15 protein-coding genes are annotated in these 23,236 nt (G+C 58.7%); 9 read left to right on the forward strand and 6 right to left on the reverse strand.

Going from position 1 to position 23,236, the window contains the following annotated elements; translation table 11 throughout:
- The first annotated feature begins 232 nt into the window (after positions 1-232).
- On the forward strand, positions 233-4,414 hold the full coding sequence (locus EAO82_RS02310) for a CheR family methyltransferase (RefSeq protein ID WP_096345562.1): 4,182 nt from the start codon (positions 233-235) through the stop codon (positions 4,412-4,414).
- An 8-nt stretch (positions 4,415-4,422) separates the two neighbouring features.
- On the opposite strand, the gene EAO82_RS02315 is transcribed toward EAO82_RS02310, so the two are convergent.
- Entirely contained in the window at positions 4,423-5,511 is a 1,089-nt protein-coding gene (locus EAO82_RS02315) for an NADH:flavin oxidoreductase/NADH oxidase (protein WP_096345563.1), read from the reverse strand.
- Between the two features lie 98 nt (positions 5,512-5,609).
- Between EAO82_RS02315 and EAO82_RS02320 the strand changes: the two genes are divergently transcribed.
- The 4 genes from EAO82_RS02320 (at position 5,610) to EAO82_RS02335 (ending at position 10,125) form a co-directional block, all read left to right on the forward strand.
- On the forward strand, positions 5,610-5,912 hold the full coding sequence (locus EAO82_RS02320) for an ArsR/SmtB family transcription factor (protein WP_096345645.1): 303 nt from the start codon (positions 5,610-5,612) through the stop codon (positions 5,910-5,912).
- A 147-nt stretch (positions 5,913-6,059) separates the two neighbouring features.
- A complete protein-coding gene (locus tag EAO82_RS02325) occupies positions 6,060-8,237 on the forward strand; it encodes a TonB-dependent receptor (protein WP_096345564.1) in 2,178 nt (725 codons plus the stop codon).
- 206 nt (positions 8,238-8,443) lie between these two features.
- Positions 8,444-9,616: a zinc-dependent alcohol dehydrogenase gene (locus tag EAO82_RS02330; RefSeq protein WP_096345565.1), complete on the forward strand. Its 1,173-nt coding sequence runs from the start codon at positions 8,444-8,446 to the stop codon at positions 9,614-9,616.
- A gap of 11 nt (positions 9,617-9,627) precedes the next feature.
- Entirely contained in the window at positions 9,628-10,125 is a 498-nt protein-coding gene (locus EAO82_RS02335; RefSeq protein WP_096345566.1) for a transcriptional regulator, read from the forward strand.
- Positions 10,126-10,127: 2 nt separating this feature from the next.
- Here EAO82_RS02335 and EAO82_RS02340 read toward each other — a convergent pair whose 3' ends face one another.
- On the reverse strand, positions 10,128-12,602 hold the full coding sequence (locus EAO82_RS02340) for a PAS domain-containing protein (RefSeq protein ID WP_096345567.1): 2,475 nt from the start codon (positions 12,600-12,602) through the stop codon (positions 10,128-10,130).
- 31 nt (positions 12,603-12,633) lie between these two features.
- Positions 12,634-12,987: a response regulator gene (locus EAO82_RS02345; RefSeq protein WP_096345568.1), complete on the reverse strand. Its 354-nt coding sequence runs from the start codon at positions 12,985-12,987 to the stop codon at positions 12,634-12,636.
- A gap of 325 nt (positions 12,988-13,312) precedes the next feature.
- On the opposite strand from EAO82_RS02345, the gene sodC reads away from it, so the two are divergent.
- A complete protein-coding gene (sodC, locus tag EAO82_RS02350; RefSeq protein ID WP_096345646.1) occupies positions 13,313-13,810 on the forward strand; it encodes a superoxide dismutase family protein in 498 nt (165 codons plus the stop codon).
- A gap of 19 nt (positions 13,811-13,829) precedes the next feature.
- On the opposite strand, the gene EAO82_RS02355 is transcribed toward sodC, so the two are convergent.
- Positions 13,830-14,108, reverse strand: a complete 279-nt coding sequence (locus EAO82_RS02355) for a peptidylprolyl isomerase (RefSeq protein WP_096345569.1) — start codon at positions 14,106-14,108, stop codon at positions 13,830-13,832.
- A gap of 51 nt (positions 14,109-14,159) precedes the next feature.
- Positions 14,160-15,035 carry a transcriptional regulator HexR gene (gene hexR / locus EAO82_RS02360; protein ID WP_096345570.1) on the reverse strand — a complete coding sequence of 292 codons (876 nt, stop codon included), beginning with the start codon at positions 15,033-15,035 and terminating at the stop codon, positions 14,160-14,162.
- 102 nt (positions 15,036-15,137) lie between these two features.
- Between hexR and zwf the strand changes: the two genes are divergently transcribed.
- Positions 15,138-16,604, forward strand: coding sequence for a glucose-6-phosphate dehydrogenase (gene zwf / locus EAO82_RS02365; protein WP_096345571.1), 1,467 nt, complete (start codon positions 15,138-15,140; stop codon positions 16,602-16,604).
- 40 nt (positions 16,605-16,644) lie between these two features.
- Here zwf and EAO82_RS02370 read toward each other — a convergent pair whose 3' ends face one another.
- The gene (locus tag EAO82_RS02370; protein ID WP_096345572.1) at positions 16,645-19,512 is read right to left on the reverse strand and encodes a GGDEF and EAL domain-containing protein; all 2,868 of its coding nucleotides are present in this window, start codon (positions 19,510-19,512) and stop codon (positions 16,645-16,647) included.
- 210 nt (positions 19,513-19,722) lie between these two features.
- Here EAO82_RS02370 and uvrD point away from each other — a divergent pair, with 210 nt between their 5' ends.
- Positions 19,723-21,906, forward strand: a complete 2,184-nt coding sequence (gene uvrD, locus EAO82_RS02375; RefSeq protein WP_096345573.1) for a DNA helicase II — start codon at positions 19,723-19,725, stop codon at positions 21,904-21,906.
- A 170-nt stretch (positions 21,907-22,076) separates the two neighbouring features.
- Positions 22,077-23,177 (forward strand): TRAP transporter substrate-binding protein, encoded by a 1,101-nt coding sequence (locus tag EAO82_RS02380; protein WP_096345574.1) that lies wholly within the window; start codon positions 22,077-22,079, stop codon positions 23,175-23,177.
- Positions 23,178-23,236: the final 59 nt, after the last annotated feature.

The raw sequence follows: 23,236 nt of genomic DNA on the forward strand, positions 1-23,236 counted from the left end.
AGCTCCGTTTGATATTAGCCTGGTGTGCCGTTTAAGCAGTTGAAAAAGGGGCTCTTATCTGTTGTGACTGGCAGGTCTGACTATCGTTCAGGTGGTTTGCTGGGTACCCTTGGGAAAGTTGTTTTATGATAAGCGCTTGCAGTTTCTGTGACGGGAACCACTCCGGCAGTTGAGAATCGGATATTTCAGGTTGGGGCAGGCAATGCATGAGTTTTATTGAGCAGAGGATGTAATGGTCGAACCTCCAAAAAGGCGCTCGCCAAACGTGCCGCAAAATCAGCCAGAATTGATGCTGAGTCATCTGTCTTTTCCGGTCGTGGGCATCGGCGCTTCAGCGGGCGGTTTGCAGGCCCTGCTCAAATTTTTCGAGCACATGCCGAATGAAAATGGCATGGCTTTTGTCATCATCATGCATTTGTCGCCGGACCATGAAAGCAGCGCTGATCGTATTCTACAGGGGGTCACCAAAATGCCGGTGCTCCAGGTCCGCAAAGCCATCCCAATAGAAAAAAACCACGTTTATATTATTTCGCCGGCTCTGCTGCTGTCTACGAACGACGGCCATTTGCGCGTGCGCAAACCCGACTCCGCCAGACCCCGGCACGCGGCCATTGATCTGTTCTTTCGCGACCTGGCCGATGTGCACAAGAACCGCGCCTTTTGCCTGGTGCTTTCAGGTACAGGATCTGATGGTGCCTCCGGGTTATCGCGCATCAAAGAGCAGAACGGCGTCACCATGGCCCAGTCACCGGCCGATGCGGAGTTCGATGGCATGCCTTGCAGCGCCATCGCTACCGGCATGGTTGACCTGGTACTGCCGGTAGCGGAGATGCCTCAGAAATTGATGGAGCTTTGGCGTAACGCCTGCAGTATCCATATGCCGGAGACAGGAGATCCGGAAATAAGCGCCGCTGCGGCTAATGATGCTACCGATGATGGTGAAGCGGCAGAAGCGGCTCTTCGAGCAGTCCTGGCCCTGTTGTTCAACCGCACCGGTTATGATTTCGCTCACTACAAGCGCGCCACGGTGCTGCGGCGAATAGAGCGGCGCATGCAGGTCAACGCCCAGCCGGATATGACCTCCTACCATGAGTATCTACAAGCACATCCGGAAGAAACCAAGCCGTTGCTGGATGACATGTTTATCGGCGTGACCAATTTCTTCCGCGATCGCGAAGCCTTTGAAGCGCTGGAGCGGGATGTAATACCACAACTGTTCCGTTTCGGAATGGATTTTCCGGGTGACGAGAAAGCGGGCGTGCGGGTCTGGTCGGCGGGTACCTCCACCGGGGAAGAGGCATTCTCGCTCGCCATGCTGCTGGCAGATCAGGTGCAGCTCGAAGCAGCACAGGTCAAGGTGCAGGTGTTTGGAACGGATATAGACGAGCGCGCCATCAGCGTCGGCCGCGCAGGCATCTATCCAGCGTCGATCATTACCGACGTGGCGCCACCGCGACTGCGCCAGTACTTCATCAAGAACCAGACCCACTACAAGGTCAAAAAGGAGATTCGCGAAAAGATCCTGTTTGCTCAGCACAGCTTGCTGCGCGATCCGCCTTTTTCCCATGTACATCTGATCTGCTGCCGCAACCTGCTTATCTATCTGGACAGAGACGCCCAGCGCAGGATTCTCGAGATGTTCCACTTCGCCCTGCGTCGAGGTGGTTATCTGTTTCTGGGTACTTCGGAGTCGGCCGACATTTGTGCTGATCTGTTTACCCCGATAGACAAGAAGAACAGAATCTACCGAGCCAAGAACGGCCCCGGCCCTGCCCGCCATGTACCAGTAGTGCCCAGTGCCAACGGCAACCCGCGGCTGGAAATTCCGGCTCCAGTGATGCAGCCTCGCAAGCAATCCTTTGCCGAAGTACACCAACGGGTGCTTGAGCAGTACGCGCCGCCCAGTGTCATAGTCGATACCGATGCGGACATCGTGCACATGTCTGATCGTGCCGGGCATTTTCTCCGGTTTATGGGTGGCGAGCCGTCGCGCAACCTGCTGGCGGTGGTCGCCCCGGAATTGCGTCTGGAGCTACGGACAGCGTTGTACCAGGCGCAGCAGACAGGCAAGAGCGTCGAGGCACGGCGGGTCAGGGTACGTCGTGGTGACCGCGCCTACCACGTGCATATGGTGGCCAAACCCTTCAAGGATGAAACCGCCGGCGGCGAGTTTGTGTTGGTCATGTTCGATGAAGTCGAAGATACGATTACCGACTCCGGCGAGCAGAAAGACGAACAGGACCAAAAGCAGAATCAGAGCAAGGACACAGTATTAACCCTGCTTGAGGAAGAGCTGCAGCGAACCAAGCTGCATCTACAGAATACGCTGGAGCAGTCTGGCACTTCGCATGAAGAATTGCGGGCCTCCAACGAGGAATTGCAGGCGATAAACGAAGAGTTGCGTTCGGCGACGGAGGAGCTGGAAACCAGCAAGGAAGAGCTGCAGTCGATCAATGAAGAACTGATTACAGTCAACTACGAACTCAAATCCAAGGTCGAAGAGACCGGCAAGATCAATGATGACCTGCAGAACCTGATCACCTCTACCGACATCGCTACCGTGTTTGTCGACCGCGGTATGCGCATCAAATGGTTCACACCCCGGGCTACGCAGATATTCAGCATGCTGCCGGTCGATTCAGGGCGCTCGCTGCTGGATATTACCCACCGCCTGGATTATCCCGATCTGGCTGATGACGCCACTCTGGTGTTCGAATCACTCAAATTGGTCGAACGCGAGGTGCGCAGCAGCGACGGCCGCTGGTATATCGCGCGCTTGTTGCCTTACCGCACCAGCGATGACCACATCGAAGGCGCGGTGCTGACCTTTATCGATATTTCCGGCCGGCGCGCGGCGGAAGCTGAGTTGCGCCTGGGCGAAGAGCGCATGCGCCTGGTGGCCGAAAGCACTGAAGATTACGCCATTATTGTGCAGGACACCGAAGGGCTGATTACCGGCTGGAACCGAGGCGCCGAACTGATCTTCGGTTATTCCAAGGCCGAGGCTGAAGGTCAGCCTTGTCATTTGATCTTCACTCCGGAAGATCGAGCTGCAGGCGTGCCGGAAACCGAGTTGCGCCGGGCGCGTGAGAGTGGTCGCGCCGAGGACGAGCGCTGGCATATGCGCAAGGATGGTTCGCGGTTTTATTGTAGCGGTGTAGTCAATCCTTTGCAGAATGATCATCTGCGCGGTTATGTGAAAATCGCCCGCGACCTGACTGACCGGCAGCAACGCCATGATGAACAGGCCAAAAGACTGGTAGAGACGCAAAATACCATCCAGCTCAAGGATGAGTTCTTCGCCGTGATGTCCCATGAGCTCAAGCATCCGTTGAATCTCATCCAGCTCAACGCTGAGCTGCTCGGCCGTCTGCCTATAACCAAACGCACGCCCAGCGTGGCGAAAGCAGTAAGAACCATCAATGAGGCGGTCAGGAGTCAGGCGCAAATCATTGATGATCTGCTGGATGTCAGCCGCGTACACACGGGCAAGCTCAAACTCGATTGCCACAAGGTTGATTTGGGCAGCGTGCTGCGCGATGTACTCGAGGTAGTCCACAGTGATGAGCCGGAACGCACGCTGACGTTGCATGTAGAAGAGTCTGACGTGCAGCGTTTGCTGATCAATGTGGATTCGACGCGGTTGGAACAGATCATCTGGAACCTGTTGAACAATGCGCTGAAATTCACCCCGGTTACCGGCGAGATCACTATCAGTGCGACCCGCTCCGGGGATTGGGCGCAGTTGGATGTAAGTGATACCGGTGAAGGCATCGCGCCTGAGTATCTGGACAAGGTGTTCGACTTGTTTGGTCAGGCAGATACGCAACATGTACGGATTCACCGTGACGGCTTGGGCATCGGCCTGTCGCTGGTGCGCCAACTGGTCGAGGCCCATGGCGGAGACGTGCAGGTCAGATCGGAGGGCATCGACAAGGGCAGTGCATTTACAGTCTGGCTGCCGCTTTATCTGGAAGGGGGGGAGCAGGAAGAAGATAAAGGGCGCGCAGTGCCCACTGGCAGGTTGCACGACTTGCGGGTGCTGCTGGTGGATGACTCATTGGAAGTGCTTGAGGTAATGACTATGCTGCTCGAGACCGAAGAGGCACTGGTCACCAGTTTCTCCGGCGCCCCGGATGCGTTGGTTGCTGCCAAGGCGAATGAGCAGGATTTCGACCTGATCATCTCCGACATCGGCATGCCGACAATGGACGGGCATCAGTTGATCGCAGCCCTGCGCGAGCTGCCGGCCTTCAAATCACTGCCGGCCATCGCCTTGACCGGCTATGGCGGCAATCAGGACATCGACAAAGCGCTCAGGGCCGGGTTTAACCAGCACCTGAGCAAGCCGGTGTCCTATGAAAGCCTGATCAGCACCATTGAGAAACTGGCGCTGGGCAAGGTGGACGAATAACGCCGAGCTTAGTACCGCTCAAGCCAATGCGCATAGGGTGCCGGCAGGGTCCAGGAGGCCTTGTCGATGCCCAGCTCGCGCGCAGCGAAATACGCCCAATGCGGGTTGGCCAGATGCGCTTTGCCAACCATAACCAGATCCAGCTGCCCATCCTTCACGGCTTTTTCAGCGATATGCGGCTCGCCAAAGCCCCAGGCTGAGGACACCGGAATACCCGCTTCGCGGCGTACACGCTCGGCAATCGGGCCCATAAAGCCGGGCGCCCAGGGGATTTTGGCCTCGGGTGTGGAAAAGCCGATGCTGACGCTGAGCATATCCAGTCCGGTGGCCTTGAACTGACGGGTCAGCTCGATGGATTCCTGCATGGTTTGCTCATCCCGGCCGTCAAACTCGAGCACACCGAAGCGGGCGGTCAATGGCAGATTCTCCGGCCAGACTTCGCGCACGGCGGCCAGGGTTTCCAGCAGAAAGCGGCTGCGCTTTTCTACGCTGCCGCCGTAGGCATCGTCACGTTGGTTGGAATGCTCGGAAAAGAAGCTTTGCCCCAGATAACCATGGGCGAAATGCAGCTCCAGCCATTCAAAGCCAACATCTCGGGCGCGTTGAGCGGCGGCGACGAAATCGTCGCGAACGCGCGCGATGTCGTCCAGGCTCATGGCCTCGGGCTGCTTGGGTAAATTGGCGCCGAAGGGCAGGGCGGATGGGGCAATCGTCTGCCAACCGCGAGCGTCGCTGTCAGCGATATGATCGTCGCCTTCCCAGGGGCGATTGGCGCTGGCCTTGCGGCCCGCGTGGGCAATTTGAATACCCGGGACCGAGCCCGCCGCCTTTATCGCCTTCACGGCTGGGACGAATGCCTGCGCCAATTGGTCGTTCCAGATACCGGCGCAGCCGGGGGTAATACGGCCTTCCGGCGCCACTGCAGTGGCCTCGACGATGACCAGCCCGGCGCCGCCGCGCGCCAGCGCAGCCAGGTGCACTTGATGCCAGTCGTTGATCAAGCCGTCGGTGGCCGAGTATTGGCACATGGGCGGCACGGCAATGCGATTGCGCAACGTAACGTCTTTTAACGTGAAGGGTTGGAATAGGGCGGACATATTGACTCCATAGAATAGGGCAAGATCAGTACTTGTTCAGTTGTTCGATAATATTGGAACTATGGATGAATGGCAACCCGCCGTGTATTATTCCACCCATGCGACCTTTCAAACATCCTGCGGTAAATGACTTTGAACTCGAGCGTGTGCTCTATGCGCTCAGCGATCCTGTGCGCCTGGAAATCGTCCGGCATCTGGCGGGGGTGCCGGAGGCCAGTTGCGGCGAGCTGGACGGTGGACGGCCTAAATCGAGTATGTCGCATCATTTCCGGGTGCTGCGTGATGCCGGCCTGGTGATGACCCAGGGGGTAGGGACCACGCATATGAATTCCCTGCGCCGCACGGATATGGATGCGCGCTTTCCCGGCCTGCTGGACGCGATCCTCTCCCACCGCGACTAGTTCCTCGGGCGTCAGCCTCTGTTCAATCGCTCTTGAGTAAGTATAATGCGAATTGTTTGTATTAATTTCTAGCGATTCGCGCGCTGACTGTGCGGTTCGCTACTGCCCGTCGGGTAGTTTCGCTTACCTCAAGAGACTTTCTTCCCCATGCATGCCACTCCTTTCAAACGCACCTTGCTGTCGTTGACGATGTTCTCCGTGCTGCCTTTGACCGGCTACGCGCAAACCTCCACCGGCACCGACGCCGAAGATCCACTGAACCTGCCCTCGATGGAAGTGCGCGCCAGCGCCGACGCTTCCGCTGAAGGTCTGCGTCCGGCCTATGCCGGTGGTCAGGTAGCGCGAGGCGGGCGAGTGGGTATCTTGGGTAACCGCGACAATATGGAAACGCCCTTTGCCTTGACCAGCTACACCCAGATGCTGATTCAGGACCAACAGGCCGCCAGCGTGGGTGATGTATTGCTGAACGATCCGGCGGTGCGCGTGGCGCGCGGGTTTGGCAACTATCAGCAGGTTTATCTGGTACGCGGACTGCCGATCTTTTCCGATGATATGTCCTATAACGGTTTGTACGGTTTGCTGCCCCGTCAGTATCTGGGCGCAGAGCTGATCGAGCGGGTGGAAGTGCTGCGCGGCGCCAACGCCTTTCTCAATGGCGCGGCCCCTGGCGGCAGCGGCCTGGGCGGCGCGGTCAACGTTGTGCCCAAGCGTGCCCCCAACACGCCTTTGAACCAGGTTACCGCCGGCGTGCGCTCCGGCGGCGAAGCTTATGTGGCCGGTGATTTTGCCCGGCGTTCCGAGGACGACCGTTTTGGCCTGCGCCTGAATATGGCCCGCCGTGACGGAGATACCTCGGTGGATGACGCTTCCCAGGAGCTGAGCCTGGTTTCACTGGGCGCGGACTACCGGCATAACGGCCTGCGTATTTCCGCCGACCTGGGTCACCAGGATCATCAGCTGGATGCATTGCAGCCGAGCATCACCTTTGCCCCGGGCGTGGATATCACCTCCGCTCCGGATGCGTCGCAGAGCATCGCGCAGCCGTGGACTTACTCCAACGCACGCGACAACTTCGGCACACTGCGCGTCGAGTATGATTTCAACGAGGTATTTACCGGTTGGGCGGCGGCAGGTATGCGTCAGAGCGATGAGTCCACCTCCTTTGCCAACCCGACGGTGAACAATGCGCAAGGCGACAGCTCAAGCTCGCGCTTTGATAACACCCGCGAAGACAAGGTTCGCACCGGTGAGGCGGGTCTGCGGGCACGCTTCAACACCGGCGCTGTCGGCCATACCGTGACCGCTTCGGCTTCGACCTTTCATTCCGAAGAGCGCAACGCCTACGGCATGTCCGGCGCCTTTGCCGGTAACATTTACAACCCGTCGGATGTCATCGCTCCTGCGCCAACCTTCTTCACTGGCGGCGACTTGAGCAACCCTCTGCTGGTGGGTCGCGTTCAGACACGCAGCCTGGCGTTGGCTGATGTGCTGTCGTTTATGGACGATCGTTTGCAGGTTACCGTCGGTGCGCGCCATCAGAATATCAAGACCGATAGTTACGACTACACCTCTGGTGATCGCAACGTAGATGCCTCCTATTCCGACAGCGCAGTGACGCCCGTTGCTGGCGTGCTGTATCGCTTTACGCCGGGCCTCTCCGGCTATGTGAATTACATCGAAGGTCTGGTGAAGGGCGACGTCGCGCCTGACCTCGCCAATGGTCAGCCGGTAACAAACGCCGGTGAAGGGCAGGAGCCGTACAAGACCGAGCAGGTCGAAGCGGGCCTCAAATATGATGGCGGCCGCATCGGGGGCGGTCTCAGCGTATTTCAGAGCCGCAAGGAAGTGGCGGGTGTAGAGGATGCCGAATTCCAGATCATCGGTCACCAGCGCAACCGTGGCGTTGAACTGACTGCTTTCGGCCAGCCGATGCCTGGTCTGACCGTATTGGGTGGCCTGAGCCTGCTGGATACGGAGCTGGAGAGCAATGAGGCGATTGGCTCACCTACTACTCAGGCGAATGTTGGTGTCGACTGGATGGTGCCAGGTGTCAACGGCCTGTCGGTAGACGCACGAGCCATTCATACCAGCTCCCAGTACGCGGACCTGAACAACACCCAGAAGGTGCCATCATGGTCCCGGTTTGATCTTGGAGCCCGTTACACCACGCTGATCAATGACGAGCAGCAACTGACCCTGCGTGCCCGTGTCGAGAACGTCGCTGATCGTGACTACTGGGCATCTGCAGGCGGCTATCCGGGTGCAGGCTACCTGACCGTCGGCGCTCCGCGGACCTTTATCCTGTCTACTACTCTGGACTTCTAACAGTCCTGATCGGCGGTGCCTGCCTAACCCTAAAGGCAGGTACCGCCGCCTCTGTGCAAATATAACCGCAACTTTCCCGGCGCAGGCCTTACTAAATTTCAGTAAGCGCCCCGCCGCGGCCACTCGCCAGCCCACAGGCTGGCATCACCAGCATGCGTAGAAGTCGCCCCGGCGGGTCAGCACACCTATCGGAACAGGAGACTTTCATGAGAGCGCTACGCTGGCATGGCAAGAATGATATCCGCTGCGACGATCACGTCCCCGACCCAAAAATAGAAGACCCACGCGATGCGATTGTGCAGGTGTCGGCCTGTGCGATTTGCGGGTCGGATTTGCACCTGCACGATGGCTTCATGCCCGGCATGAAGCACGGCGACATCCTGGGCCACGAATTCATGGGCGAAGTGGTGGAGCTCGGCTCAGCCAAACACAAGCTGAAGATCGGCGACCGGGTCGTAGTGCCTTTTACCATCGTTTGCGGTGACTGCGACCAGTGTCGGCGCGGGAATTTTTCCGTGTGCGAGCGCAGTAACCGCAACAAGCATATCGCCGACAAGATGTTCGGGCACAGCGGCGCCGGGCTTTACGGGTATACGCATCTGACCGGTGGGTATGCCGGTGGCCAGGCCGAGTATGTGCGCGTGCCCTATGCCGATGTCGGGCCGGTGGTGATTCCCGAGGGGTTGACCGATGAGCAGGTGCTGTTTCTGGGGGATATTTTCCCCACCGGTTGGCAGGCCGCTGCCCAGTGTGAAATCGAGCCAACCGATACGGTAGCAATCTGGGGTGCCGGGCCGGTCGGTCAATTCGCCATTCGCAGTGCGATCATGATGGGCGCCGAGCAAGTGGTGTGTATCGACAATGTGCCCGAGCGCCTGTCGATGGCCCGCGCCGGTGGCGCGCTGACGATCAATTTCGACGAGGAAAGCGTGCTTGAGCGCCTGCAGCAATTGACGCAGGGCAAGGGGCCGCAGAAGTGTATCGATGCGGTAGGTATGGAAGCGCATGCCGCGCGCTCTATCGACTCCATGTATGACCGCGCGAAACAGGCTTTGATGCTGGAAACCGACCGGCCGCATGTTCTCCGGGAAATGATCTACGTCTGCCGACCAGCGGGCATTCTATCGATTCCCGGTGTGTATGGCGGGTTGGTCGACAAGATCCCCTTTGGTGCCGCCATGAACAAGGGGCTGACGTTCCGCATGGGTCAGACTCATGTCAATCGCTGGACTGATGACCTGCTGCGTCGCATTCAGGAGGGTCAGATCGATCCCTCTTTCGTTATCACCCACACCGTGGGTCTGGAGCAGGGGCCGGAGATGTACAAGACCTTTCGTGACAAACAGGACGGCTGCGTCAAAGTCGTGCTCAAACCCTGAGGAGATCACCGATGACACTTGCACGTGAGCAATATCAGGAATATCCGATCAATCACCCTGCGCGGAAATCTGCACGGCATCTCGGCTGGTTCAGTATTGGCCTGGGCCTGGTTGAGCTTTGTGCTCCCGTACCGCTGGCGCGAGCGTTGGGTTTACCGGCGTCTACCGGCGTGCTGCTGCGCCTGTGCGGATTACGCGAGCTGGCAACTGGCGCCGGGCTCCTGCTGAGCGACAAACCCGAGCCCTGGGTCAAGGCGCGGCTGGCCGGGGACGCACTGGATCTGGCTGCACTGGGCATAACCATGCATTGTGGTGACAAGCCGCTGAACGCTGCCTTGGCTGCGGGCGGTGTTGCTGCAATAGCAACAATGGATGAGCGCTGCGCCAAGGGTCTGGCCAGCGAACATCAGCTCGCTACTGTGTATGACTACAGTGATCGCAGCGGCTTTCCGCAGCCGCCGTCAGAGATGCGCGGCGTCGCAGCGTCGGACGCCCCGGGCAGTAGCTGAACCTAACTGAACTGCAGCATGCGTTGCACCCTGTGCTTCAGGGTGCTGACGCTGAAGGGTTTGGTCAGCATTTCCATACCGGGTCGCATAAAGCCCTGTGCCTGAATGGCATTTTCCGCATAGCCGGTGATCAGCAATACCTTCAAGCCCGGCACCCGTTCCATGGCTTGCCCGGCAAGCTGGTAGCCATTCATTCCCGGCAGGCCGATATCGGTAATCAATAGATCGATGCCCTCGTTCGCGCGGAACGTAGCCAGACCAGTCGGCCCATCCTCAGCCTGCAATACATCGCAATCGAGATCGCGCAGCATCTCCGTGGCCATATCGCGAATCACAGCTTCATCCTCCACCACCAGCACCTTGAGACCAGTACGCAGCGGGTGTTCTTCAAGTTGCTCCAACGCGGCAGGTTCTGCCGTCTGCATTTCCTGGAAGCGTGGTAGATAGATATTAATACTGGTGCCGTGGCCTTCTTCAGAAACGATTTCCAGGTGTCCCTCGCTCTGCTTGACGAAGCCATAGACCATCGACAGACCTAGCCCGGTGCCCTGTTCCTGGGGTTTGGTGGTAAAAAAGGGCTCGGTTGCGCGTTGCTGAATAATGTCCGACATACCCGTACCGGTGTCGCTGATACAGAGCACTACACACTCATCCACGAGTTTTTTCAGTTGCGATTCGTGGCAGCTATTGCTGTTACGCGCAGTCACTTTCAGGGTGCCGCCGTCGGGCATGGCATCACGGGCGTTGATCACTATGTTCAGTACTGCGCTTTCCAACTGATAGGGGTCACACAACGTGGTCCACAGCGGGTCTTCGATATCGAACTCGATCAGGCACTGCTCACCCAGGGTACTGCGCATGAGTTTTTCCATGCTGTAGACCAGAGCGCCGGCATTAACCGGTTTGGGATCCAGCGGCTGGCGCCGAGCGAAGGCCAGCAGGCGGTGAGTCAGCGCTGCAGCACGTTGGGAGGAGTCCATGGCGGTTTTAACATAGCGCTCGATGGATTCAGGTTGCCCCTGCGCTATACGCATCTGCATCAGCTCCAAAGAGCCCATAATGCCGGTGAGGATGTTATTGAAGTCATGAGCTATGCCCCCGGTGAGCTGGCCCACCGCTTCCATCTTCTGCGACTGGCGCAATTGTTCTTCGGTTTTCAGCAAGGTTTCGGATTGCAATTTTTCAGCAGTGACGTGGCGGCCATAGGCGTAAACCGAGTCGCCCCCGGTAGAGGTATACCAGCATATCCACCGGGGGGTGCCGTCCCGATGTTTGCAACGGTGCTCAAAATCAGTCAGTTGTATACCGACTACCGCACTGTCAAAACCCTTTGCGGAAAACTCGCCATCTTCAGACCAGACAAAATCGAGAAAATGCCGGCCTTCCACTTCCTCGGGTTGGTAGCCGAGAATCACCGCCCAAGCAGGGTTAGCCGCGCGGAAAATGCCATCCGGCCCCACGATCGCCAGCAGATCTCGGCAGTTGTGCCACACCCGGTCGCGCTCGGCGGTTCGCTCGGCCACCCGTTGTTCCAGGGTTTCGTTCATCTCACGCAATACCTGCGTCAGCGCGATATAACGGCGCTCGCTGGCGCGCAATGCCTCTTGTGACCGATAGGCCGTAGTGACGTCGTAACCCTCGACAAAGATGCCGGTAATCTGGTCATTCTCGTCGCGCACGGGTTCGTAAATGAAGTCGATGAAGCGGTTGTCGATTGCCCCGTTAGGCAAGCGTCGCAGACTGACTGGCGCCCCCGAGGAGATCACCCGTTCGCCGGTCTGGTAGACCTGATCCAGCAGATCGTAAAAACCTTGTCCTTCCAGTTCCGGCAAGACTTCGCGCACGGTCTTGCCGGAAAAATCATGGCGGCCGACTAAAGTGGCGAAGGCTTGGTTGTAGAAATCGAAGGTGTGGGTCGGGCCATTGAGAATGGCGATAAACCCCGGTGCACGTTCAAACAGCTGCCTTTGCCTAAGGCTCTCTTCGGCCAGCCGCCGCTCAGCCAGTACGCGGGCGGTAATTTCGGTAAGCGGGCAGTAAAAGCCAGCAATTACGCCAGCTTCATCGCGAATCGGCGTGTAAGAAAAGGTGAAGTGCGTTTCTTCTGAGTAGCCGCGGCGATCGATCATCAACATGATGTCGGCCATATGTACCGATTGCCCGGTGTAGGTGATCTCGATGATCGGGAGCAGATCCTCGCGAATCTCCGCGAATACCTCAAGAAATGGCTCGCCCAGGGCGGCCGGGTGTTTGTTGCCCAGCACCTGTGCGTACGCATCATTGTAGATCAGACGGTGTTCTGGCCCCCAGACGACGAACATGGCCTGATTCGAGCCCAGCACCAGGCTAACCACGGTCTGCAATGGCTGTGGCCAGGTGTCGGGCGTGCCGAGCGGGGAACTTGCCCAATCATGAATCCGGGTAAGCTGGCCCATCTCGCCCCCACCACCGAGAAAGCCATTGGTCATATTATTCATTTGGTTTGCGTCTGATTTTCAGATTGTTCTATCAGCTACCCTGGAGGGCCAGCTGAGATAAGCTCTCTGTCAATTCCTGCATATTGTATGGCTTGCAGAATACCGGATAGCCGGCCCATTCTGCAGGTAAGCCGGCTGCGCCGTACCCAGTGGTAAATACGAACGGAATACCCCGTTCCTTTAATTGTACCGCTAGCGGAAACACCGGCTCGCCATACAGGCTGATGTCCAGAAGCGCGATATCCATGCTTTCAGACGCACCTATGCGTTGCGCCTGTTCCAGTTCTGTTGCACGCGCTACGACCTCGAAACCGCTGTTTGTCAGCATCTCTTCCAACAGCATGCCAATCAGCTCTTCGTCTTCCACTATAAATACTTTGGTCATGCTGTCTCCGGCGCATTCGATCCATCACAGCCTATGATAGGCAAACGGCTCTGCTTGTTCCTGATAAATATAACTTGCCGGAACTTGGCTGTTCCTGCGGCTACCAATACATGACGGTTATCGTTCAGGGTGATGATGGCCCTAGGCCGGTATTTTACCGTTATGCAGCTGTATTCGTTAAGTCCGTAGTGTAGGGCTCAGCGTCATTAATGGAGAAATAAAGATGAATATCAAGAACCAATTCGCATCCTCCTTCTGCGCCGCAAGCTCCAGTAGCCAACCGATAGCAGCCACTGGCCTGGCCAGAAAGGTAGCAGCTACGCTGATGCTGAGCATACTGGGAACCGGCTATGCTCTTGCCGATTCCACCAGCGTAACCGTTTCCAAGGTTAATGCTCAGGGCACCAGTGAAGAGGTGGGTCAGATCAGCATCGAAGAAACCGAGCATGGCCTGCTGTTTACGCCTGAATTGACGTCGCTGCCAAGCGGCATGCATGGCTTTCACGTGCATGAGCACGGTAGTTGTTATCCCGCGCACAAGGAAGGGGAAATGTCAGCAGCGGCAAGCGCTGGCGGGCACTTTGACCCGGATGGCAAGGGCGAGCATCTAGGTCCCTATGCTGATGGCCACCTCGGCGATCTACCCGCACTTTACGTCGACGAGCAGGGCAACGCGGCAACGCCGGTGCTAGCGCCGCGTCTGAAGTCGGTCGAGCAGTTGCAGGGCCGAGCACTGATGATTCACGCTGGTGGCGACAACTACTCGGATGATCCCAAACCATTGGGCGGCGGCGGCGCCCGCTTGGCTTGCGGTGTGATCTGAGCGTGACAGGTGACCTCAGTCAGTCACGGAAGAACACCTGCACCAGGTGATAACCGAACTGGGTCTTGACCGGGCCATGGATCTGCTTGAGTGGCTTCTTGAAAATGATCTGATCAATAGCGCGGACCATCTGACCCGGTTTGACCTCACCCAGGTCGCCGCCGCGCTTCTTCGACGGGCAGGTGGAGTGCTTTTTTGCCAGCACGTCAAAAGCTTCGCCAGCGGCCAGGCGCTTTTTCAGCTGGGCAGCTTCGGCCTCGGTTTTGACCAGTATATGGCGGGCCATGGCGATCGGCATTGGCGCTCCTTGGGTGTCTAAAAATGCAGGTTAATCGGTTCTGAAGACAGTTCAGTCCTGGCCTTCTGCGGCGCGCTGACCAGCCTTGTGGGTCAGGCGCAGGCCGCGAAGGCTGCGTTTGACGTTCTTCAGGTGGTTGACCAGTTCGGGCCCGCGGCGCATGGCCATGCCCATGGCCAGCACGTCGATCACCACCAGATGCGCGATGCGTGAGGACAGCGGCGTGTAGATGTCAGTGTCCTCGGTCACATCAATGGCAATGTGAATACTGCCCAGATCCGCCAGCGGCGTGTGGCTGGGGCACAGGCAGATCAGCGTCGCCCCGGTCTCTGCGACCAGCGCTGCCGAATGCAGCAGGTCCTTGGTGCGACCGGTTTGCGAAATGGCCACGGCTACATCCTCCGGCCCCAGCGTCACGGCAGACATCGCCTGCATATGCGGGTCGGAATAAGCCGCGGTGGAGACCTGCAGGCGAAAGAACTTGTGCTGCGCATCGCTGGCAACCGCCCCCGATGCGCCGAAGCCGTAGAACTCCACCCGGCGAGCGACGCTCAGGGCAGCGATCGCCTGTTCCAGCCGCAGCGGATCAAGGCTCTCGCGCACCTCCATCAGCGTTGCCAGGGTGGTATCGAAAATCTTGTGCGAGAGTTGGTCGGTGTTATCGTCTTCGCTGATAGAAAACTGCCCGAAGCTCGCACCCGCAGCCAGACTCTGCGCCAGCCGCAGCTTCAGATCCTGAAATCCGGTACAGCCAATGGCCCGGCAGAAGCGCACGATGGTCGGTTCGCTGACACCCACCTCCCGCGCCAGGTCGGCCATGGACGAGTGCATGACCAACGCAGCGTGGGCGAGTACATGGTCAGCCACCTTCAGCTCGGACTTGCGGAGCAGGAGGCGACTGGCGGCGATATGCTGGAGCAGATTCACGTTGGCTTCATGTTAGTCTGAGGATCTGGAGGATCGATTCTTGTAGTTATACTACAAAAATCCGCTCTTCGCCTTGATCCTGAGACTATCTGGAGACGCATCGTGCCTTCGCAACACCGCGCGGCCTGTGACATTGTAGTGTTTGGCGGGACCGGTGACCTGGCGCTACGCAAACTGTTGCCGGCGCTATACTACCTGCATCGCGATAATCATCTGCATCCGGCTACCCGGGTCCTGGCGCTGGCGCGTGCTCGGCATGAGTTGCCTGCTTATCACCAGCTGGTGCAACGGCATGTCAGCCAGTACGTGGCCCAGGGCGATTTCGATCAGCACAGCTGGGACAGCTTTGCCGAGCGGCTCGACTACATGAGCCTGGATGTCAGCCAGCGGGTGGAATTTCCCAAGCTGGCCAAGGCCCTGGGCAAAAAATCCGATCGGGTGCGGCTGTTCTACCTGGCTACCTTCCCCAACCTGTTTGCCGCCACCGCCCGGCATCTGGCATCGGTCGGTTTGACCGATGGGCGCTCGCGCATCGTTCTGGAGAAACCGCTGGGGCAGAGCCTGCCTACCGCCAATGCGATCAACGACGGCATTGGCAGCGTATTCGACGAGGCGCGGGTATTCCGCATCGATCACTACCTGGGCAAGGAAGCGGTGCAGAACCTGCTGGCGCTACGCTTTGGCAACGCGCTGTTCGAGCCGTTGTGGCGCAATGCGCATATCGATCATGTACAGATCAGCGTGATGGAAACCGTGGGCGTGGAGAATCGCGGGGATTACTACGATCACGCTGGCGCCATGCGTGACATGGTGCAGAACCACCTGCTCCAGCTACTGTGTCTAGTGGCCATGGAGGCGCCGGTGCATTTCGAGCCGGAGGCCGTGCGTAACGAGAAACTGAAAATCCTCGAGGCATTGCGGCCGATTTCGGGGATGGACGTACAGGACAGCACCGTACGCGGGCAATATTCCAATGGTGAGCGCGCTGGCGAAAAACTGCCGGCGTATTACTTTGAAAAAAGTGTCGACCACGACAGCAACACCGAAACCTTCGTCGCCCTCAAAGCCGAAATAGATAATTGGCGCTGGGCTGGCGTGCCTTTTTACCTGCGCACCGGCAAGGCGCTGGCGCAGCGCAAGTCGGAGATCGTCATCCAGTTCAAGGCGGTGCCTTACCGGCTGTTTGGCGGCAGCGATGAACCAGCCCATAACCGTCTGGTGATTCGCCTGCAACCGGATGAAAGCATCAGTCTGTCGCTGATGGCCAAGACCCCCGGGCGCGGCATGGCTCTGCAGGAAGTCGAGCTGGATCTGAATTTCGCCGATGCGTTCAAGCGCCGTCGCTGGGACGCCTACGAGCGCTTACTACTGGATGTGATCGAAGGCGACGCCACCCTGTTTATGCGTCGTGACGAAATTGAGGCCGCCTGGCGCTGGGTCGACCCGATCATTCAAGGCTGGCAGGACTGCTACCGCTCGCCCAAACGTTACGCTGCCGGCAGCTGGGGGCCGGATGCGGCAGACAGCCTGCTGGACCGGCTCGGCCACGCCTGGCTGGACGAGCGTTAGATTTTCCCAGTACGTTCAGGCTACAAGCTGGATCAAGCTTTTATTCCGCTGCCTGAGCTTCGGCATTTTCCAGCAGCAGGGCGGTAAAGCCAGTGGCCGGTAGCGGACGGCTGATCAGATACCCTTGCACTTCGTCACAGCCGTGTTGCTTGAGAAAGCTCAACTGCCCGGCCTCCTCGACACCTTCAGCCACCACGTTCATGTTCAAGCTATGCGCCATGGCGATAATGGCGCGGACGATTGCCGCATCGTGATCGGCCGCGTTGTTTTCGCTGAATTCGTTCAGCTCGCTGATAAACGCGCGGTCGATCTTCAGCGTGCTGATCGGGAAGCGCTTCAGATACGCCAGTGACGAGTAACCGGTACCAAAGTCGTCGATGGCCAGCTTGATGCCCATTTTCTGCAATGCAGCGATGTTTTCCGTGACCGCATCCAGGTGTTCGAGCAGCATGCTTTCGGTCAGTTCCAGTTCGAGCATTTCCGCAGGCAGATTGGCGCTGGCGAGAATCTGCGCGATCCGCTCGGCAAAGTGATTCTGGCGTAACTGCTGCACTGACAGGTTCACCGCCACGCGTATTGGTGCCGGCCCGCAGTGGTACCACTCGGCCGCCTGCTGACAGGCCTTGACCAGCACTGCATCGCCCAGGGCGATGATCATGCCGGTTTCTTCGGCAATTTCGATGAAATGCCCGGGCATGATCAGCCCGCGCTCAGGGTGCTGCCAGCGCACCAACGCTTCTGCGCCGCCGATCTGATCAGTGGCCAGGTGCAACTTGGGCTGGTAATGCACCACCAGTTGGTCGTCATCCAGGGCTTTGCGCAGTTGGTTTTCCAGCTGCAGGCGATCCAGGCTGTAGGCCTGCAGGCTGTCGGTGAAAAACTGGAAGCCGTTGCCGCCCAGATGTTTGGCGTGCTGCATCGCCTGGTTGGCCTGGGTGATCAGCACCAGATTGTCGCGCGCGGTTTTCGGGAACTGGCTGATGCCAACCGAGGCGGTGACGATCAATTCATGCTCGCCGATAGTCACCGGCTGGCGCAGTACTTCTAGCACCTGATCAGCACGGTGGGCGAGCTGCTCGGGCTGGGTATCGTCTTCGATGATGATGACAAATTCGTCCGCCGACAGACGCGCCAGGGAGTTGGATTCCGGCGTCAGCTCGCGCAAGCGCACCGCCACTTGTTGCAGCAGTTCATCGGCTACCTTGTGGCCGAGGGTGTCATTGATGTACTTGAAGCGATCCAGATCCACATGCATCAACGCCAGCGTGCTGCCATTCTGCCGCGCCCTGGAGGTCGCCTCCTGCAGCCGCTGGGTAAACATGTTGCGGTTGGCCAGCTGGGTCAGGGCGTCGTGGGTGGTCAGGTACTGCAATTGCTCTTCGGTCTGGCGATGCACGCTCAGATCAGCAAAAAAACCGACGTAGTGGCTGATGGTGCCACTGCTGTCGCGCACTACCGCCAGCTGCATCCACTGCGGATACAGCTCACCGCTGCGGCGCTGGCCGACGCGCTCACCCTCCCAGCGATCCGCCGTCTGCAGCGAGTTTTTCAGATCTTCCAGGGATTGCTGGTTCTTGCTCTGTACTACCGGGTCGTAGATCGGATGACCGATGCATTCTTCCAGCGCGTAGCCGGTTATCACACTGAAAGCGTGGTTGACCGAGAGAATTCGCAGCTCCGGGTCAAGAATGAAAATACCTTCGGCAGTGGCCTGAAATACCGTCGCGGCCAACTGCGCCTGCTCATCCTGCTGCTTGCGCGCACTGACATCGCGACGGGTGCCGATCATGCGCAGCACGCGACCGTGTTCGTCACGTGCCACGGCACGGCCGCTGTCCTCCACCCAGATCCAGGAGCCATCGGCATGCTTGACCCGATACTCGATGCGATAAGACGGGATCTGGCCCTTCATGTGCTTGAGCAGTGTATCGCGCACCAGTGGCGAGTCATCCGGATGCAGGCGCGGCTTGAGGTGGTGCAGCATCGAGGTGACCGAGTCCTCTTCCAGCCCGAATATTTCTTCGACATGCGAATGGTAGACGCGATCGCTCACCAGATCCCAGTCCCACAGACCCAGCTGACTGGCATCCAGCGCCAGGCTGAGCTGAGCTTCGCTGGCCTGCAGGGCATCACTGGCCTGTTGCAGCTCCAGAGTACGCCGGGACACCCGCTCTTCCAGCTCGGTGTGGCTTTCGCGCAGGCGTTGCTCGGCTTGCCTGCGCTGCTGTATCTCGCGGGTCAGTTGCTGGTTCAGAGCTTCGGCTTGCTGGCGCGAATCGTCCAGCCCGGCTACCAACGCCTCATTACGGGCGTTGGCCCGCATCGCCATGCTCACTGAACGGTTGATAAAGGCAGCGCCCAGCAACAGACAACCAAACAGGGTCACGCCCATCAGCCCCCAGTACGGGCTGGTAGGCCCGCCCTGACCCAGCAGGTACAAGGTGGGAGGTAACCAGGCAGGTACGGCGAAGGTCACAAACGCCATAAAACGGCTGGCGTAGATAATGCTCACGCAGAGGCTGACGCCGGCAGTCAGGCCATAGGCGGGAGCTTGCAGATTGAATGTATCGAGCGGCACCAGATACAGCTGAACCCAGGCCAGGCACATTCCTGACGCCAGGTTGCCGAGATAGAACAGCAGGGTCCAACGCAGCCGCAAGCGCGTGTTCGGTGGCGCCTGCCGGTAGTGACGCACCAGCAGGCTGCGCAACAGCATCAGAACGGCTACCACGGTCAGCCAGCCGAGCAGCATGCTGCGCGGCGCGGCATTCCACATCAGGGTGGTAATCACCAGGGCGCTGAGCATGATCAGCCATTGGGGGAGTCGTGAGTACTCATACAGCGTATCGAGTTCGCGGATACGCCGGTCCTGCCGGTTGACGACTGGTTGTAATGGGGGAAACGTCATGTGACGCAGTTCCTCTGGAACGCTGGGCGTTTCTTGTTATCGATATCGAGCCGCATTCAGTCGGCAATGCGACATTACTGGCGTAACCTTACACTAGAGCTCAGATAGGCACAGCCCCCCATTTGGCAAAAAAATGCAAAACAAAGCCTCTGGGTTGGGCCTGTCCGTCATTGCTTCCGAGTTTGCCGCCACGGCTGGTAGAATGCGCCGATGGATATTTCGCATCTGCTCAACTCCCTGAATGACGCCCAACGCCAGGCCGTAACCGCCACCCCCGGCCAGCAGCTGGTGCTGGCGGGTGCCGGCTCGGGCAAAACCCGTGTGCTGGTGCACCGGATTGCCTGGTTGGTCGAGGTCGAGAACGCCTCACCCTGGAGCATTCTTTCGGTGACCTTTACCAACAAGGCCGCCCATGAGATGCGTCACCGCATCGAACAACTGCTGGGTATTTCCCCCCAAGGCATGTGGGTGGGTACTTTCCATGGCTTGGCGCACCGCTTGCTGCGTGCGCACTGGAAAGAAGCCGGTCTGGCCGAACAGTTCCAGATCCTCGATAGCGATGACCAACTGCGGCTGGTCAAGCGGGTCATCCGCGAGCTGGCGCTGGACGAGAATCAGTGGGCACCGCGTCAGGCCCAGTGGTGGATCAACGGGCAGAAGGACGAAGGTTTGCGCCCGCAACATATCCAGGCCGCCGGTGACCTGTTTCTGACTACCATGCTGCGCATCTATCAGGCTTACGAGCAGGCCTGTGCGCGTGCCGGTGTGGTCGATTTTGCCGAATTGCTGCTGCGTTCGCTGGAGCTGTGGCGTGATAACAACGCCTTGCGAGAGCAATATCAGGCGCGCTTCAAGCATATGCTGGTCGATGAGTTTCAGGACACCAACGCGGTGCAGTACGCCTGGCTGCGTCTGATCGCCGGCAAGACGCCGAGTCTGATGGTGGTCGGCGATGACGACCAGTCGATCTACGGCTGGCGCGGGGCCAAGATCGAGAACATTCACCAGTTCCAGCGCGATTACCCGAACTCCGAACTGATCCGCCTGGAGCAGAATTACCGCTCCACTGCGTGCATTCTGAATGCCGCCAACGCGCTGATCACCCAGAATGCCGGGCGCATGGGCAAGGAGTTGTGGACCGAGGGCGAAGAGGGCGAGCCGATTGCCCTGTATGCTGGCTTCAATGAGCAGGACGAGGCGCGGTTTATTGTCGAGCGTATCGATCAGGCCGTGCGCGACGGCATGAACCGCAGCGAGATCGCCATTCTGTACCGCTCCAACGCCCAGTCCCGAGTGCTGGAAGAGGCGCTGCTGCGTGCGGCCGTGCCCTATCGCATTTATGGCGGGCAGCGCTTTTTCGAACGCGCGGAAATCAAGAATGCCATGGCCTATATGCGCCTGGTGGCCAATCGCGGCGACGATGGTGCATTGGAGCGGATCATCAACCTGCCGACCCGCGGTATCGGTGACAAGACTGTCGAAGGTCTGCGCCAGCATGCGCGCCAACAGGACGTGTCCATGTGGCAGGCGGCCTGTGATCTGCTCGACAACAAGGGCCTGCCCGGTCGCGCAGCGAATGCGGTGCAGACGTTCTGTCAGTTGATTGAAGATATCACCGTGCGCGTGGAAGGGGTGCCGCTGTACAGCATGGCCCAGCAGGTGATTGAACACAGCGGCCTGCTGCAGTTTCACGAAAATGAGAAAGGTGAGAAGGGCCAGGCGCGGGTGGAAAACCTGGAAGAACTGGTCTCTGCTGCGCGGGCGTTCGAGAATGATCAGGCTGATGAAGAGGCCGAGGGCGATACCCTGCTGGCGTTTCTCGCCCATGCCTCGCTGGAAGCCGGAGAAACCCAGGCCGACCGCTTTGAAGACAGCGTGCAACTGATGACCCTGCACAGCGCCAAGGGTCTTGAGTTTCCACTGGTGTTCCTGGCCGGGGTGGAAGAGGGGCTGTTCCCGCACAAGATGAGCCTGGAGGAGCCCGGCCGTCTGGAAGAGGAGCGGCGCCTGGCGTATGTGGGTATTACCCGGGCGATGCAGCAACTGGTGATCACCTGGGCTGAAACCCGGCGGCTTTACGGTAGCGAAACCTTCAACAAGGTCTCCCGCTTTGTTCGCGAGATCCCCTCCGAGCTGATCCGCGAAGTGCGCATGGGCAACCAGGTCAGCCGTCCCTTTGGCCCCGGCAACGCGAGCACCAGCAGTCTGTTCCAGAATGACGCCACCGAAAGCACCGGTTTCGCGCTGGGCCAGCGGGTCATGCATACGCTGTTTGGCGAAGGCGTGGTGCTGAATTACGAAGGGCAGGGTGCACAGGCACGCATTCAGGTCAATTTCGACGACGAAGGCAGCAAATGGCTGATGGTCTCCTATGCGAAGCTTCAAGCGCTTTAGCGTTTGAAGCAACTGCAAGCGGCAAGTTACAAGCGGCAAGCAGTCCAGATAACGCAGGTTTTTGAGGGTCACCGGTTGCTTCGTTGTGTAGCGTTAGCGGGTTAAAACACACCATATTTAGCGTTGTGCGGACAGCTTGAAGCTTGCCGCTTGAAGCTTGGAGCTTGTTCATGAAAAGACGTCAACTTCTTACTGCCGCCGGCCTCGGCCTGGGCGCTGTTGCCCTCAGCGCCTGCTCTGATCAGACCGCCTCGACCGGCGAGAGCCCGACTCAGCCAGAGCAGCGTTTTCGCTGGAAAATGGTCACCTCCTGGCCACAGAACTTTCCCGGCCTGGGCACCACTGCGCAGCGTTTTGTCGAGACGGTGAACAGCCTCTCCAACGGCCGGCTGACCGTGCAGGTGTTTGCCGCTGGTGAACTGGTGCCAGCGTTGGAAGTCTTCGATGCGGTGTCCAGTGGCACCGCCGAATTGGGCCACAGCGCCGCCTATTACTGGAAGGGCAAAAGCCCGGCTGCGCCCTTTTTTACTGCGGTCCCCTTTGGTATGAATGCCCAGGAAATGAACGCCTGGCTATATGAAGGTGGTGGGCTGGAGTTATGGCAGCAGGCCTACGCCAGCATGGGTGTATTGCCCTTGCCCTGCGGCAACACCGGCGTGCAGATGGCTGGCTGGTTCAACAAGGAAATCAACAGTCTGGATGATCTGCGCGGCTTGAAGATACGCATGCCGGGGTTTGGCGGCGAGGTGCTGGCGCGTGCCGGCGCGACCACGGTCAATCTGCCGGGTAGCGAGATTTTCAGCTCCTTGCAAAATGGCGTGATCGACGCCACTGACTGGGTCAGCCCCTACAACGACCTGGCTTTTGGTCTGCACCAGGCCGCCAAGTATTATTACTACCCCGGGTGGCAGGAGCCCTGCGCGGTCCTGGAGCTGAGTATCAACCAGCAAGCCTTCGAGACCTTGCCCGAGGACCTGCAAGGCATCGTCCGCGAAGCTGCGCGCTCGACCAATCAGTTCATGCTCGACGAATATACCCGGCGAAATGCCGATGCGCTGGATACGCTGGTCAATGAACATCAGGTCCAGTTGCGCCGTTTGCCGGATGAGGTGCTTGATCGTTTGCGCGAGTTGTCCAAGGAAGTGCTCGAGGAAACCGCCGACGCCGACGCGTTGAATCGGCAAGTCTGGGACTCGATGGAGGCTTTCAGGGAAAAGGTCTGGGCGTATCACGCGATCAGTGAGAAAACCATGTATGACCTGCGCGGTTGACAGCCAGCAGAATGACGCTGTTCCGCGCTTTGCGGGCTTTCGGATCATCTGGAGTATGT

Origin of the sequence: Halopseudomonas pelagia, from assembly GCF_009497895.1 — a bacterium.
Taxonomy (GTDB): Bacteria; Pseudomonadota; Gammaproteobacteria; order Pseudomonadales; family Pseudomonadaceae; genus Halopseudomonas; species Halopseudomonas pelagia_A.